General features: G+C 71.5%; 12 protein-coding genes. 5 read left to right on the top strand and 7 right to left on the bottom strand.

The genetic code is table 11. The features are described 5' to 3' along the window. Nucleotides 1–137: 137 nt before the first annotated feature. From IWX63_RS05655 to IWX63_RS05645, 3 genes are read right to left on the bottom strand one after another with little or no spacing between them, the layout of a single operon-like run. Nucleotides 138–1,226 carry a polyprenyl synthetase family protein gene (locus tag IWX63_RS05655; RefSeq protein ID WP_199277169.1) on the bottom strand — a complete coding sequence of 363 codons (1,089 nt, stop codon included), beginning with the start codon at nt 1,224–1,226 and terminating at the stop codon, nt 138–140. Nucleotides 1,227–1,235: 9 nt separating this feature from the next. Further along, the gene (locus IWX63_RS05650; protein ID WP_199277168.1) at nt 1,236–2,552 is read right to left on the bottom strand and encodes a geranylgeranyl reductase family protein; all 1,317 of its coding nucleotides are present in this window, start codon (nt 2,550–2,552) and stop codon (nt 1,236–1,238) included. Further along, nucleotides 2,553–3,317 (bottom strand): demethylmenaquinone methyltransferase, encoded by a 765-nt coding sequence (locus IWX63_RS05645; RefSeq protein ID WP_199277167.1) that lies wholly within the window; start codon nt 3,315–3,317, stop codon nt 2,553–2,555. Between the two features lie 113 nt (nt 3,318–3,430). Here IWX63_RS05645 and IWX63_RS05640 point away from each other — a divergent pair, with 113 nt between their 5' ends. The 4 genes from IWX63_RS05640 to IWX63_RS05625 all read left to right on the top strand — a co-directional run bounded on the left by IWX63_RS05640 (nt 3,431) and on the right by IWX63_RS05625 (nt 7,317). Further along, the gene (locus IWX63_RS05640; protein WP_199277166.1) at nt 3,431–4,771 is read left to right on the top strand and encodes an isochorismate synthase; all 1,341 of its coding nucleotides are present in this window, start codon (nt 3,431–3,433) and stop codon (nt 4,769–4,771) included. Between the two features lie 114 nt (nt 4,772–4,885). Further along, the gene (locus IWX63_RS05635) at nt 4,886–5,674 is read left to right on the top strand and encodes a transporter substrate-binding domain-containing protein (RefSeq protein WP_199277165.1); all 789 of its coding nucleotides are present in this window, start codon (nt 4,886–4,888) and stop codon (nt 5,672–5,674) included. Nucleotides 5,675–5,758: 84 nt separating this feature from the next. Continuing rightward, nucleotides 5,759–6,544, top strand: a complete 786-nt coding sequence (locus tag IWX63_RS05630; RefSeq protein WP_199277164.1) for an amino acid ABC transporter permease — start codon at nt 5,759–5,761, stop codon at nt 6,542–6,544. Nucleotides 6,545–6,549: 5 nt separating this feature from the next. After that, the gene (locus IWX63_RS05625; protein WP_334685662.1) at nt 6,550–7,317 is read left to right on the top strand and encodes an amino acid ABC transporter ATP-binding protein; all 768 of its coding nucleotides are present in this window, start codon (nt 6,550–6,552) and stop codon (nt 7,315–7,317) included. Here IWX63_RS05625 and menD read toward each other — a convergent pair. The 3 genes from menD to IWX63_RS05610 all read right to left on the bottom strand — a co-directional run bounded on the left by menD (nt 7,314) and on the right by IWX63_RS05610 (nt 12,321). Continuing rightward, entirely contained in the window at nt 7,314–9,038 is a 1,725-nt protein-coding gene (menD, locus tag IWX63_RS05620; RefSeq protein WP_334685661.1) for a 2-succinyl-5-enolpyruvyl-6-hydroxy-3-cyclohexene-1-carboxylic-acid synthase, read from the bottom strand. The genes IWX63_RS05625 and menD overlap by 4 nt on opposite strands. A gap of 107 nt (nt 9,039–9,145) precedes the next feature. Beyond that, entirely contained in the window at nt 9,146–11,266 is a 2,121-nt protein-coding gene (locus IWX63_RS05615; protein WP_199277162.1) for a PhoX family protein, read from the bottom strand. A 113-nt stretch (nt 11,267–11,379) separates the two neighbouring features. Then, a complete protein-coding gene (locus tag IWX63_RS05610) occupies nt 11,380–12,321 on the bottom strand; it encodes an o-succinylbenzoate synthase (RefSeq protein WP_442859103.1) in 942 nt (313 codons plus the stop codon). 176 nt (nt 12,322–12,497) lie between these two features. Here IWX63_RS05610 and IWX63_RS05605 point away from each other — a divergent pair, with 176 nt between their 5' ends. Continuing rightward, nucleotides 12,498–13,412, top strand: a complete 915-nt coding sequence (locus IWX63_RS05605) for a phosphatase PAP2 family protein (protein WP_199277161.1) — start codon at nt 12,498–12,500, stop codon at nt 13,410–13,412. Nucleotides 13,413–13,508: 96 nt separating this feature from the next. Here IWX63_RS05605 and IWX63_RS05600 read toward each other — a convergent pair whose 3' ends face one another. Then, nucleotides 13,509–14,741: an MFS transporter gene (locus IWX63_RS05600; RefSeq protein ID WP_199277160.1), complete on the bottom strand. Its 1,233-nt coding sequence runs from the start codon at nt 14,739–14,741 to the stop codon at nt 13,509–13,511. Between the last annotated feature and the right edge of the window lie 19 nt (nt 14,742–14,760).

Here is a 14,760-nt window from a genome sequence, read left to right as displayed (position 1 = left end):
TGTGATCTGCCGGGGGTCGGCGCCACCCCACCCAGGGACGCAGGTGCTCCTTCGAGGATTACGGAGCGTGTCCCGTTACGACACGCCGCTGAACCGCCGCGGGATTCGGCGAAGCCGGGAACGACAGCCGGTCCGGGCTAGACGTCCCGGCTGACGACGGCCTGCGCGAAGCTCGCCAGCGCCTGCTTGACCACGCTGTCCGGGAGGGGGTCGAGCGCCTCCACGGCGTCGTCCGCCCACTGCTGGGCCACGGCCCACGCCTCCTGCGTCTGCGGGTGCTCGCGCACCGCGGTGACTGCGGCGGCGAGGGCCTCGTCGGAGGACAGGTCACTGTCGACGAGCGCGACGACGTCGGCCGCCGACGGGTCGCCCGCGGCCGCGGCGCGGCGCAGCAGGATGACCGGCAGGGTCGGGACGCCCTCGCGGAGATCCGTCCCGGGCGCCTTGCCGGACTTCACCTTGCGGCCGGTCACGTCGATGACGTCGTCGGCCAGTTGGAACGCGACGCCGACCTTCTCGCCGTAGGAGACCATGATGTCGATGACCTCCCGCGGGGTGTCCGCGAAGAGGGCGCCGAGCTGCCCCGACGCGGCCACGAGCGAGCCGGTCTTGTCGGCGATCACCGAGAGGTAGTGCTCGAGGGCGTCCTGGCCGTCGCGCGGGCCCACGGTCTCGTGGAGCTGGCCGAGGCACAACCGCTCGAAGGTGCGGGCCTGGATACCGAGGGCCTCGCCGCCGAGTTCGGAGACGAGGATCGACGCCCGGGCGAAGATCAGGTCCCCGGTGAGGATGGCGACCGAGTTGCCCCACACCTCGTGTGCGGTCGGGGCTCCGCGGCGGTACGGGGCGGAGTCCATGACGTCGTCGTGGTAGAGCGTGGCGAGGTGGGTCAGTTCGACGACGACGGCGGCCTGGACCACCTTGGCCCGGGTCGGGTTGCCGAGGTGCGAGGCGAGGATCGTCAGGAGCGGGCGGATGCGCTTGCCGCCGGCCTCCACGAGGTGGCGGCTCGTCGCGTCGGCCAGCGGGTCCGAGTTGGCGATGGCGCTGCGGAGCTGCTTCTCCACCTCGGCCAGGCAGGACGAGACGGACGGTCCGAGCTCCGGATCCTCGGCGATGAGGGCGAAGCCGGGAGGCAGGCGCAGGGCGTCGCCGGGGGTGTCCGCCGTATCCAGCGCGCTGTTCAGGCCCACGCTGGTCCACCCGGAGTCGAAGGAGTGTGTCACGGTCTAAGACTAACGAAGTGAAGCGGCGCTTTGCGCACGCAGGTGAACGGCCACGGAAGGCTGGTTGGAGGTGGCCGGCACGAGCGACTCGAGCAGGTGGATGACGCGGTCCTCGAAGCCCCGGCCGCCGGCATCCGTCAGGTTCGCGAGCATGCGCACCACGAAGCGCATGAGGATGGGGACGGGCATGCCCGTGCGCAGGGCCAGGGAGAGGATGGCGGGCTTACCGATCAGCTGCGCGAAGATGCGGCCGAGCGTGAAGTGGCTCCCCCACTGCTCCCGGATGTAGGGCGCGTACCCGGACATCACCTGGTCGCGGCCGAGTGGCGATGCCACGCCCTGCGCACGTTCGATGAACTCCGCGGCGTAGCGGGCGGACTCCATCGCGTAGGAGATGCCCTCGCCGTTGAACGGGGACACCATGCCGCCGGCGTCGCCGAGGAGCAGGAGCCCCGGGCTGTAGTGAGGGGTCCGGTTGAAGCCCATGGGCAGCGCCGCGCCGCGGATCCCGCCCACCATGTTCGACGGCGTGAACCCCCACTCGGGGGGCATCCCGGCGGTCCAGTCCCGCAGCACCTGCTTGTAGTCCAGCTTGCCGAACTCGGCGGAGGAGTTCAGGATGCCGAGGCCTACGTTGGAGGTGCCGTCGCCGACGCCGAACACCCAGCCGTACCCGGGCAGAGGCTTCCCGGTGGCGTCCGGCAGCTCGAGCCAGCCCTCCATCCAGTCGTCGTCCGTGCGGGGGCTCGTGAAGTAGGTGCGGACGGCGACGCCGAGCGGGCGGTCGTCGCGCTTCTGCATCCCGAGGCTGACGGCGGTCCGGGTCGAGTTGCCGTCGGCGGCGAGGACGACGTCGGCCGTGAAGGTGCGGGTCTCGCCCGTCTTGCGGCCGTCGGCGTCGAGCAGGTTCACGGTGACGCCCGTGACGCGTCCGGTCTCGTCCCGGACGGCGGAGGACACGGAGTGGCCCTCGAGGATCGTGGCGCCGGCGGAGCGGGCGTGCCGGGCGAGGGCCTCGTCGAACCCGAGGCGCGTGCGGACCAGGCCGTAGTCGGGGAAGTCGCTGAGCTCGGGCCAGGGCACCTCGACGGTGCGCTTGCCGGCGATCAGGCGGAGCCCGCGGTTGCGACGCCAGCCCTCGCTCTCATCATGCGGCAGGCCGAGGAGCTGCAGTTCCCGCGTGGCGCGGGGCGTCAGGCCGTCGCCGCAGACCTTCTCCCGGGGGAAGAAGGTCTTCTCGAGGACGGTCACCTCGATCCCGGCACTCGCGAGGTAGTAGGCGGCCGTGGAACCCGCGGGGCCGGCCCCGACGATGAGGACCGACATCTAGCCGACCGCCGACGTCCGGCGGCTCAACCGCACCTGGCCGGGCAGGAGCGGTTCCTCGCCCGGTGCCGCGGGGGCCTTCGTGGCGCGGTGCACGGCGACGATGCCGCCATTGAGGTTCCGGTACGCGACGTCGTTCCAGCCGCTGTCGGCGATCCAGGCGGCGAGCTGGTCCTGGTCCGGCCAGGCCCGGATGGACTCGGCGAGGTACACGTAGGCGTCGGGATTGGAGCTGACCTTGCGGGCGATCGCGGGGAGCGCGCGCATGAGGTACTCGGTGTAGGTGGTGCGCCAGAGCGCGACGGTGGGCTGGGAGAACTCGGCGATGACCAGGCGTCCGCCCGGCCGCGTCACCCGCAGCATCTCCGCGAGCGCCTTCTTCGGCTCGTTCACGTTGCGCAGGCCGAAGGAGATGGTGCACGCGTCGAAGGAGTTGTCCGCGAAGGGGAGGTTGGTGGCGTCCCCTGCCACGAAGTCGATGTCCGGGCGGCGTCGCTTGCCCACCTTCAGCATGCCGAGCGAGAAATCGCAGGCGACGACGTCGATGCCCGCGTCCGCGTACGGCTCGCTCGAGGTGCCGGTGCCGGCCGCGAGGTCCAGGACGCGCTGGCCCGGCTCCGCGCCGACGGCGTCCACGACGATGCGGCGCCACCGGCGCGTCTGCCCCATCGACAGGACGTCGTTGACGACGTCGTACTTGGGCGCCACGTCGTCGAACATGGCTGCTACTTCGTCAGGCCGCTTCTCCAGCGATGCACGATTCACTCGCCCATTGTCTCAAACAAACTCCCATCGCCGGACCGGTGTCCGCCCGACGTGCCGAACCTCACGGACCCGCACGAATGCGGCCCGACGCCGCGGAGTACGCTTGAGGCATCATGAGCACTCCGTCCCTCACTGCGCTGCCCCCTGCGCCCGGACAGTCCCGCGGACTCCGCAGCATCACCGTGGCACGGGCGGACATGGACCCGCAGACGGGCCTCCTCGACCACGTGGTCCGCAACGACGTCCATACCTGGATCCGCCGTGGAGGCGGACTCGTGGCCTACGGCGAGACCGCCCGGTTCACCGTCACCGGCCCGGACCGCTTCACGCTGGCCCAGGAATGGTGGCGTAGCGAACTCGCCGGCGCGGAGGTGCTGGACGATCTCGGGGTCCCCGGCACGGGCCTGATCGCCTTCGGCTCCTTCGCCTTCTCCAAGACCTCGCAGCACGAGTCACGCCTGATCGTCCCCGAAGTGGTGGTGGGCTGCAGCGAGGGCCGGACCTGGCTGACCCTGATCACCGACGACGCCGAGGCCGAGCTGAGTGCGGAGGCCGCGGAAGCGGCGCTCGCCGCCTACCTCGTGGAACCCGATCCCGGGCGCTCCCCCAGCCCGGGCGATCACCTCGGCCCGGGCGTGCTCAGCGAGGACCAGTACGAACGCGCGGTCGCCGAGGGCGTGAAGCACGTGCAGGCCGGCGAGCTGAGCAAGCTGGTGCTGGCGCGGGACGTCGTCGCGCACCTCGAGACGCCGATGGCCACGGCGCAGGTCCTGCGTGAACTGGCGGTGCGGTACGAGGACTGCTGGACGTACGCCGTGGACGGCCTGATCGGGTCGACGCCGGAGATGCTCATCAAGGTGGAGAACAACACGGCCCGCGCCCGCGTGCTCGCCGGGACGCTGGACCGGGCCAACGCCCCCGCCGACGACCCCGGCTACGCCGACCGCGTGCTCGCGGGGTCCGAGAAGCAGCTGCACGAGCACCAGATCGCGATCGACTCGCTCACCGAGACGCTCCAGCCGTTCACGAGTTCCATGACCTCCCACAGCGAGCCGTTCGTGCTGCAGCTGCCCAACGTGTGGCACCTCGCCTCGGACGTCACGGCGCAGCTGGCTGTGGACGACGACGGCCGCGTGCCGACGTCGCTGGCCCTCGTCCAGGCCCTCCATCCCACCGCCGCGGTCTGCGGCACCCCCACGACGGTCGCCGGGGCGCTCATCCGCGAACTCGAGCACCTGCAGCGCGGCCCCTACGCCGGGCCGGTGGGCTGGATCGACGCCGGGGGCAACGGCGAGTGGGGCATCGCCCTCCGCGGCGCCGTCGTCGAGACGCCCACGCGCGTGCGGCTCTACGCCGGGTGTGGGATCGTCGAGGGGTCGCAGCCCGAGGCGGAACTCGCGGAGACGTGGAGCAAGTTCCGGCCGATGATCGAGGCCCTCGGGCTGTCCCGATAACCGGGCCCAGGTTACCGATAGGCAATCCCTGTAGCCTGTGATGCACCTCTCCCTGACGCTAGAATCAGCAGGACCGTTCCCCGTCCCACCCCCGTCCGCCCAAGTGAGGTACCCATGCTTTCCAAGAAATCAGCACTGCTCGCCGCCATGGCCGCCGGCGCACTCGCGCTGAGCGCCTGCGGCGGAGGCTCCGACGACGCCTCCTCCGAGGAGGCGAGCGGCCTGAACCTCGTCTCCGAGGGCTCGCTCACCGTCTGCTCGGACATCCCCTACCCGCCCTTCGAGTTCGAGGAGAACGGCGAGTACACCGGCTTCGACATGGACCTGATGAAGGAGATCGCCTCGGGCATGGGCCTCGAGCTCTCCGTGCAGGACGTCGGCTTCGACGGCCTCCAGAGCGGCGCCGTCCTCGGAGCCCGCCAGTGCGACATCGGCGCCAGCGCCGTGACCATCACCGAGGAGCGCAAGGCGAACCTCACGTTCTCGGACCCGTACTACGACTCCCTGCAGTCCATCCTCGTGCCGACCGACTCGGACATCGCCTCGATCGACGATCTCGCCGGCAAGCAGGTCGGTGTCCAGCAGGGCACCACCGGCGCCACCTACGCCGCGGAGAACGCACCCGAAGCGGAACTGGTCCAGTTCCCCTCCGACGCCGAGATGTATGCCGCCATCCAGGCCGGGAACGTCGACGCCCTGCTGCAGGACCTGCCCGTGAACATCGGCCACACCGAGGACGGCGCGTTCACGATCGCCGAGGAGCTGCCGACCGACGAGCAGTACGGCTTCATCATGGCCAAGACCGGCAGCGAGGAGCTTGTCGCCGCCGTCAACGAGCAGCTGGGCACGCTGCGCGACAACGGCAAGTACCAGGAAATCTACGACACCTACTTCGCGGAGTAGCCCAGCCCTGCCTGTGCGGCCCCGGATGTCCGACGACTCCGGGGCCGCACGGGTGCCACCTCCCGAAGGAAGGTAGACCCCCGCGTGAAACGTTCAACCCGCAGACGCCTCACCCAAGGCGTCCTCTACGCGGTCTTCGCCGCCGTCGTCGTCTTCGTGCTCCTCGCCGCCGACTGGGCGACGATCCGGGCGTACTTCTTCGACCTCGACGTCGCCCTGGATGTCTTCCCCGAGATCGTCACGATCGCGGCGAAGAACACGGTCGTGTACACGGCCATCGCCTTCGTCGGAGGGCTGCTGCTCGGCCTCCTGCTGGCGCTCATGAAACTCTCCCCGGTGCTCCCGTACCGCTGGTTCGCGACCGGCTACATCGAACTGTTCCGCGGGCTGCCGGCGCTGCTGGTCATCTTCGGGTTCGCCTACGCCATCCCCATCGCCTTCCAGTGGCGGGCACCCGGCGGCAATGCCGGTGCGGGCCTGATCGCGCTCATCATCGTCTCGTCCGCCTACATCGCGGAGACCATCCGGGCCGGCATCGAGGCCGTGCCCAAGGGGCAGGTCGAGGCGGCGCGCTCGCTCGGCATGAACGGGCCGTGGACCATGGTCACCGTCATCCTCCCCCAGGCCTTCCGCATCATCACGCCCCCGCTGACGAACGAGCTGGTCATCCTCATCAAGGACACGTCGCTCCTCTTCATCGCGGGCATGGCCATCGGCGACCGCGAGCTGACCACGTTCTCGCGCGACGCCCTCACCAGCCAGGCCAACGCGACACCGCTCGTGGTCGCCGCGCTGCTGTACCTGGTGATCACGCTGCCGCTGACGCAGCTCGTCGCGAAGCTCGAACGACACAACAAGAGAGGCCGGTGATTCCGGTGTCCCACCCAGCATCGGCTCCTGCGCATTCCACGGCGGTCCCCGCGATCGAGGTCCGCGCGCTGTGCAAGAACTTCGGCACCAACGAGGTGCTCAAGGGCATCGACTTCCACGTGGACCACGGCGAGGTGGTGTGCGTCATCGGGCCTTCCGGCTCCGGCAAGTCCACGCTGCTCCGCTGCGTCAACCGGCTCGAGGAGCCCACCAGCGGCACGGTCATGGTGGAGGGCGTCGACATCACGGACGGCGAGACGGACCTCGACGACGTGCGCACGCGCATCGGCATGGTCTTCCAGCAGTTCAACCTCTTCCCGCACCTGAGCGTCCTGAAGAACCTGACGCTCGCACAGCAGCGTGCCAAGAAGCGCGGCAAGGCCGAGGCGATCGAGGTCGCCCACCGGAACCTCGAGAAGGTGGGTCTGGCGGAGAAGGCGGACGCCTTCCCCGCGCAGCTCTCCGGCGGCCAGCAGCAGCGCGTCGCGATCGCCCGCGCCCTGTCGATGGACCCGGACATGATGCTGTTCGACGAGCCCACCAGTGCCCTGGACCCGGAGCTCGTCGGTGACGTCCTCGAGGTCATGAAGCAGCTGGCCAGGGAGGGCATGACCATGATGGTGGTCACGCACGAGATGGGCTTCGCCCGCGAGGTCGGCGACCGCGTGGTCTTCATGGACGGCGGCGTCGTCGTGGAGCAGGGCAAGCCCGAGGACGTGCTCGGGAACCCGCAGAACGAGCGCACGAAGCTGTTCCTCTCGAAGGTGCTCTAGGCAGGACCCACCGCGGACGCCACCGCCCGGCGGACGCGGGCGTGGAGGTCACGGAGCGTCGAACGCTCCGTGCGGACCTCCAGGATGGAGCGGCCCCTGATGGGCCGCTCCATCGCCGTATCCAGCTCCGCCAGCGTCGTCGCCCGCTCGTAGCGCAGCCCGTAGGCGGCGGCGAGCGCGGCGATGTCCACGGTGTGCGGCGTCCCGAACAGTCGCTCGACGGCGGTCCCGTAGCGCGCCGTCGTGCTCTCCGCCCCGTGCTCGAGCAGGCCGAAGATCCCGCCGCCGCCGTCGTTGAGGACCACGAGCTGCAGGTCGGGCTGCGGTTCGCCGCTGCCGAGCAGCAGGCCCCCGACGTCGTGCAGGAACGTGAGGTCCCCCAGGAGGGCGCGCGTGGGGATGCCCGCGGCGAGGGCCACACCGGACGCGGTGGAGATGGTGCCGTCGATCCCGGCGAGCCCGCGGTTGGCGAAGACCTCCAGGGGGTGCCAGTCCGTCGCGGCGACGAGGTCCACGTCCCGGATCGGATTGGAGGAGCCGAGCACCAGGTTGCCGTCCGTGTGCTCCCAGACGGCGTCGGCCACCTGCAGCCCGGTGATGGACTGCTCGTCCTCCAGCAGCGACTGGATCGCGGCCTCCGCCGCCGCCCCGGCCGCCCGCCAGGATTGCAGCCAGGCCTCCTCGCCGCGCCCCGCGAACTCGAGCAGCTCCGGCAGGGTGTCGATGATGCGCTCGGGGCGCCGACCCTCCTCGAACCAGGCGACGGGCACCGGCAGGTACAGCGCGTGCTCGACGTCGGGCCGGGCCAGCAGTGCGGTGACCGGGCGGGACAGCGTGGGGCGCCCGAAGACCACCACGCGCGTGATGGCGGAGCCGAGGTGCTCCAGGAGCAGCCGGTAGGGGGCGACGGCGCTGCTGCCGAACCGGGCGTTGGAGGACGGCTCCGCGAGCAGCGGGAGGTCGAGGTGCGCGGCGAAGACCGCGGCGAGCTCCCCCGCACCGTGACCGGCGACGACGACGGTCCTGCTGCCGGACTGCCGAGGGTCCGCAGGGCGGGCGGCGCGCGGCTCCTCCCGTGGTGCGGGGTCGGCGGTGGGAGGTCGGATGTGCTGGGCGCGCTCATCCGCGCGTCCACCGGGGACCAGCGGGTCGCGGAAGGCGAGGTTCAGGTGCACGGGGCCCGCCGGCCGGGTGGGCACGCCCTCCACGGGGTGGCCGAGCGCGGCGCGCAGGGCGTCCCCGATCGCACCGCTCGGGTCCTCCCCCGCTCCGACGTCCGCGCCCGCGCGCACGTGCACGCCGAACAGATCCGGCTGCACCGTGGTCTGGTTGGCCCCGGTGCCCCGCAGCTCGCCGGGCCGGTCGGCGGAGACGACGACGAGCGGCACCGCGGCGTGGTTCGCCTCCATGATCGCGGGCAGGAGCTCACCCACGGCCGTGCCCGACGTCGTCACCACCGCCGCCGGACGCTGGGCGCCGAGCGCCAGCCCGAGGGCGGTGAAGGCACCGGACCTCTCGTCGATCCGCACATGCAGCCTCACCAGGCCGGCGTCCTCCGCCTCGGACAGAGCGTAGGCGAGGGGGGCGCTGCGCGAGCCGGGAGCGACGACGACGTCCCTCACGCCGCCCGCCACGAGGGCCCGGACGGCGTGCCCGGCCGACGCCGCGGAGTCGAGGGGTACGGGGGGCGTCGCTGCGGGTCCGGCCGCTATGTCTGTCACCGTTCCATCCTTCCACCCCGACACGGACGCGACCCCACCCGGGGGTGGGGTCGCGTCGGATCGTGGCATCAGCGGCTGTCCGCCGCCTCAGCCCTCATGCCGGACGCCTAGCGGCGCGGCTTGCCCTGGCGTGCGCGGCCGCGGCCCGAGTGGTCCTCGTCGCGGCGACCCTCGGACGCCTTGTAGACCTGGACGACCGACGGGCGCGGCAGCGCGGCTTCGCCCGCCCGCGGGGTGCCACCCAGGGGCACGTAGTCGGGGAACAGCGACGCCTGCGCGGCCCAGCTGCCGTCCTCACCGGGGTGCTGCACCGCGACGAACACCGTGCCGTCCTGGTCGTGGATGACCGGACCGCACGTCTCGGCGTCGCGGGGCACGGCGAGGAACTGCTGCACGCGACCGCGCTCGGCGCCCTCGAGTCCCACCTTGAACAGGCCGTCGGCGAAGCCCACGGTGCTCGGCTGGCCGTCCGTGGAGATCCAGAGGTTGCCCGCCGAGTCGAAGGCCACGTTGTCGGGGCAGGAGATCGGGGAGACCTTGTCCGTCGGGTAGCCGGCGAAGTAGGTGGAGGGGTTGCGGGCCGGATCGCCGCAAACGAGCAGCAGGTTCCACGTGAAGCGCGTGCCGGTGGCATTGCCGCCCGCTTCCGTGAGCTCGACGACGTGTCCGTCGCGGTTCGCGGTGCGGGGGTTGGCCTCGTCGGCGACGGCGTTGGTGCCCACGCCGCGGTTCGTGTTGTTGGTGCACGCCACGTACACCTTGCCGGTCCGCGGATTCGGTTCGACGTCCTCGCACCGGTCCATCTTGGTCGCGCCCATCTTGTCCGCGGCCAGGCGCGTGAAGACGGAGACCTCGGCGGCGGTCATGCCGGCGACCACGGACTTGTTGTCGATGAGCAGCGGCAGCCACTCGCCGACGCCGTCGAACGCCCCGTCGGAGGGGAGCGTGCCGGTGCCGTTGATCTCGGCCACGGAGTTGCCCTGGAAGCGGGCCACGTACAGCGAGCCCTCGCTCAGCAGGGTCATGTTGGCCTTGCGTGCAGCGGGGCTCGCGCCCGGCTGGACCTTCTTCGTGGACACGAACTTGTAGAGGTAGTCGAAACGCTCGTCGTCGCCCATGTAGGCCACGACGCGCCCGTCGGCGGCGACGGTCACGTTCGCGCCCTCGTGCTTGAAGCGGCCCAGCGCGGAGTGCTTCCTCGGCGTCGACGTGGGGTCGAAGGGGTCCACCTCGACGATGTAGCCGAAACGGTGCTTCTCGTTCTCGTAGCCCGCGTTGCGGGTGTCGAAGCGCGGCTCGTCGATCTCCCAGCCGCGCACCGTCGGCTTGCTGGTGATGCCGTAGCGGCGGTCGCCGTCGCTGGTGCCGGCGGCCACGAAGTAGCCGTTGAAGTTCTCCTCGCCGGAGAGGATGGTGCCCCACGGGGTGGTTCCACCGGCGCAGTTGCCGAGGGTGCCGAGGATGGTGCGGCCGGCCGCATCGTCCTTGGTCTTGAGCAGGTCCGACCCCGCAGCCGGGCCGGTCACCTCGTAGGGGGTGGTGGTCAGGTAGCGGCGGTTGAGCGGGGCACCCTGGACGTAGGACCAGGGCTTGTTCCTGTTCTTGCGCTCGAGCTCGACGACGGACAACCCGTGGGCCGCCTTGCCGATGCCACGGACCTCCGCCGCGGGCGTCGTCGGGGGCACCATGATGTTCTCGTTCGTGTACTCGTGATTGGCGAACAGGACCGCGCGGCGGCCCTTGCTCCCGGCGATCTCGAGGACGTCGGTGTAGTCGCAGTTGTAGCCGAACTGCAGCGCCTGCGCGGCGGCGGTCTGGTTGTTCGCGTCGAAGGCCGGCGACGTGCGGAAGAGCGGATCGCCCCACCGGATGACGGGCTTCCAGCCGTAGCCCTGTGGCACGGTCATGTCGTCGACCAGCGCGTCCACGGGTGCGATGGCGTTGAAGGCCAGCGCGTTCGACGCCCTCGACCCACCGGGCGCGGCGACGGCGGACCCGGCCCCGGTCTGCGAACCGACGAGGAGCGTCAGCGCACCCGCCGCCCCCGTGCCGAGGGCGCTGCGGCGGGAGAACTCGCGCGAGACGATGTCGCGGAAGTAGTTGTTGCCGGAGGTGTTGCAGACAGCGTCCGAGCACGCGTTGTCGCACTTCAGCGCGCAGGTGACGGCGCTGCGCTTTCCCTTGGTGTGGCCGAGCATGGGCAGCAGGCGGCGCGTGGTGTCAGTCATGGGGGTGGTACCTCTCGACAGGATGAACAGCGTTCGTCCTCACCCTGTCGAGGGCAGCTGAACAACCGCGGTGCACGCCGGTGAACCCCGGGTGAACGGGACCGGAACACACGTCAGTGCTGCTGCGCCGCGGCGAGCACGGCGTAGCACCGAGCCAGGCGGTCCAGCCACCAGCGCTGCCGCTCCCCCGCGGCGGCGTAGCGTTCCAGCCGCTCCTCCCGGACCTCGACGTCGCGCACCGGGAGGTACCCGTGCTCGGCCACGAGGGACGGCTCGGCGACGTCGCCGGCCATGAGCGAGACCGTGGCCAGGCCGCACGCATACGGGAGTGCCGGCAGAGCGGCGGCGAGGGCCACCCCGGCGCGGATGCCCACGGAGGTGTCGAGGGCGGAGCTCACGACGGCGGGCAGCCCGGCGCGGTCGATGATGTCCAGCGCCCGCCGCACTCCGCCGAGCGGTGGTGCCTTGATGACGAGGACGTCGGCGGCGTCCTCGCGTGCCACCCGCAGCGGATCGTCCTGGCGCCGCACACTCTCGTCGGCCGCGACGAGGACCGCCTCCCCCCGGCGGCGCAGTTCGAGCCGGACGGCACGGAGGCCGGGGATGTCCGCGACCGGCTGCTCAACGTACTGCAGGTCGAACCGTCCGAGGGCGTCGAGGGCCCGCAGCGCCTCCGCCACCTCCCAGCCGCCGTTGGCGTCGATCTTGATGCCGGCGTCGGGCAGGAGGCGGCGCACCTCGGCCACCCGGGCGACGTCGTCCGCGAGCGACTGCCCCCGCTCGGCCACCTTCACCTTGACCGCGCCCACCTCGCCGAAACGGGACAGCACCCCCTCGACGTCGGCGGCCCCGACGGCCGGGACCGTCGCATTCACCGGGATCGCGGACCGGACCGGGTCCGGGAAGCCGTGCCAGGCAGCTTCGAGGGCGCAGGCGAGCCACGGGGCGGATTCGGCGTCGTCGTACTCCAGGAACGGGCAGAACTCCCCCCAGCCGGACGGCCCCCGGACCAGCAGGGCCTCACGGACGAGGACACCTCGGAACTTCACGCGCATGGGCACCGAGACGACCCGCGCCGAGGCCGCCACCTCCTCGAGGGGCGGCAGGGAGAGGGCGTCCGGCAGGGGCTGGTCCGAGGTTCGCACGCCCTCAGGCTACGGGAGCCGCCCGCCCGCGGGGAGGTCGCGGGAGGGTGACGGGTCGGGACGGATCGTGTGGAACGATGGACGGGATGACGTCCCAGCGAACCTCCACCGGACCGGCGCGGGCAGCACGCTCGCCGCTGTTGTTCGTCCTGGCCGCTGTCTTCTGCGCCTCGGCCCTCGGATGGACCTACTGGGCCTTCGTCCGGACCACCAGGGGCCAGTTCGCGGACGAGTCGGCGTGGCGCGAGGCGGGCGTCGCCGCGCCCGACACCCAGCTCCCGTTCCTCCGCTTCCTCGACACCCTGCCGCTCGTCTCGGTGGTCGTCGCGGCGGCCGCGATCCTGTTCGTCGCCGTGGTGCGCAGGCGTATCGCGGCCGCGGTGACCGCCGTCGGCGTCATCCTCGCCGCGAACCTGACGACGCAGCTGCTCAAGAACATCGTGTTCGACCGCCCGGACCGGGGCGTGGAGACGCTCGCCTTCAATTCATTACCCTCAGGGCATACGACGCTCGCGGCCTCTGCCGCGGCCGCCGTCTTCATCATCGTGACGCCCCGGTGGAGGCCGTTCGCCGCGGCCGCCGGCGGCGCCTACTCCGTCCTCGCGGGCGCGGCCACGTTCATCAACCTCTGGCACCGTCCGGCGGACGTCGTCGCAGCGCTCCTCGCCGTCGGGACCTGGACGCTCATCGGCGGGCTCATCATCATGCGGACCGGCGACCACTGGAACAACTGGCACGGATTCGGCGCGCACTGGGCGTCCCGGCGCGGCTGGCTGGTGCTGTGCTGGGTGCTGGGGATCGGTGGCCTGTTGGTCTCCCTGGTGCTCTACCTCTCCGTCCTGGCCATCGGGCCGGCCCCGGAGCCCGGCACCGCGAACGTCCCGCTGTTCTTCTGGTGGGGGCTCACCTGGATCATCGGCGTCGGCTTCACCCTCGCGGCCGCCGCGGGGTGGCTCTTCTCCGCGCAGGCCCGCGTGACCGCTCCCCCGCGCAGCCGCTGACCCTTCGAGCCGCCGCGTTGATCCCACTCAACTGCTTCACCGAGTGGGCATGGTCGAACACTCCCACTCCACGGGGTCACCCGGTGGGCCTGCGTGTCAGCCCCGGGAACGCGCCGGTTCGGCCGATCCCGGGGCCGCCCGCGGGATCCAGTACCAGAGGACCCCGGCCCCGAGGAAGCCGAGCACCGCCGTCGCCCAGATGCCGGCCGACAGGGTGGCGAGGGCAGTCACGAGGGCGAGCAGCCCGGGGCCGCCCATGGTCCCGAAGTCCGTGAGCAGGCGCCAGATCCCGAGGAACTGCGGCCGGCCGGGCGACGGCGAGAAGTCTGCTCCGAGCGTCATGACGATGCCGGAGCCGATGCCGTTACCGAACCCGATGAGCAGGGCGACCAGGAGCAGACCGGTCGCGTCCACGGTCAGGGGCAGCAGCGTGAGCGCCGCACCCATGATGAGCATGCACGGGACCGCGATCCAGCGGCGGCCCCGGACGTCCATGACCTTGCCGGACGGATAGAAGATCAGCATGTCGATCGCGCCCGACAATCCGTAGATCAGCGCCGTGGCCGACGCGTCCAGGCCGATGTTCTCGGCCCACAGCGGCAGGACCGCCTGCCGGGTGGCCCGCACCGCCGCGATCAGCAGGACCCCGATCCCGACGGTGAGGAAGACCCGGGCGTGGCTGCGCATCAGGGAGCGCACCGTCGGCGGAGACGCGAGCGCAGCCCCGATCGGGGTCAGGGCCGTCATCGCAACCCGGCCCGGGGCGTCGAGTTCGGGGACACGCCAGCTCAGGGCCGCAGCGGCGAGGCTCGCCACTCCGCCCACCCAGTACGCGCCGTCGAGACCGACGGCGCTCATCGCGAGGGCCGCCGCGAAGGGCCCGACGAAGACCCCGATGCGCGTGACGCCCCCGAGCGTGGACAGCGCGCGGGCGCGGAAGTACGCGGGCACGGCCTCCGTGAGGTAGCTCTGGCGCGCCAGCCCGAACACCGCCCCCGCCATACCCACCATGAAGACGGCGGCGGCGAAGAGGGGGAGAGTCGGGGCCGCGAGCGCGAGGAACATGGCCGCCGCGCACCAGAGGGCCGCCCCCACGAGCGCCGTGCGTTCGCCGAACCGCGTGGCGATCAGGGTCGCCGGGACGTTCGTGACGAGGGAACCGATGCCCGAGAGCGTGATGACCAGCGCCGCCGTCGCCACGTCCGCACCGAGGTCGCGCGCGGTGAGCGCGATGACCGGCAGGATGGCGCCGGTGGCCACCCCGTACAGCAGCGACGGACCGTAGGCGCCCACGGCGATCGCACGGAGGTCGAAGGTTTCCTTGGGCACCCTTCCAGCCTAGTCCGCG

It is taken from the genome of Arthrobacter sp. CAN_A2 (assembly GCF_015752045.1).
Taxonomy (GTDB): Bacteria; Actinomycetota; Actinomycetes; order Actinomycetales; family Micrococcaceae; genus Arthrobacter_D.
This window is presented reverse-complemented; position numbering and strand designations above follow the sequence as displayed.

Coding starts and splice junctions, on each gene's coding strand:
- IWX63_RS05610 (WP_442859103.1), bottom strand. CDS start 12,321: ATGCGCGTGAAGTTCCGAGGTGTCCTCGTCCGTGAGGCCCTGCTGGTC.
- IWX63_RS05615 (WP_199277162.1), bottom strand. CDS start 11,266: ATGACTGACACCACGCGCCGCCTGCTGCCCATGCTCGGCCACACCAAG.
- IWX63_RS05605 (WP_199277161.1), top strand. CDS start 12,498: ATGACGTCCCAGCGAACCTCCACCGGACCGGCGCGGGCAGCACGCTCG.
- IWX63_RS05635 (WP_199277165.1), top strand. CDS start 4,886: ATGCTTTCCAAGAAATCAGCACTGCTCGCCGCCATGGCCGCCGGCGCA.
- IWX63_RS05650 (WP_199277168.1), bottom strand. CDS start 2,552: ATGTCGGTCCTCATCGTCGGGGCCGGCCCCGCGGGTTCCACGGCCGCC.
- IWX63_RS05640 (WP_199277166.1), top strand. CDS start 3,431: ATGAGCACTCCGTCCCTCACTGCGCTGCCCCCTGCGCCCGGACAGTCC.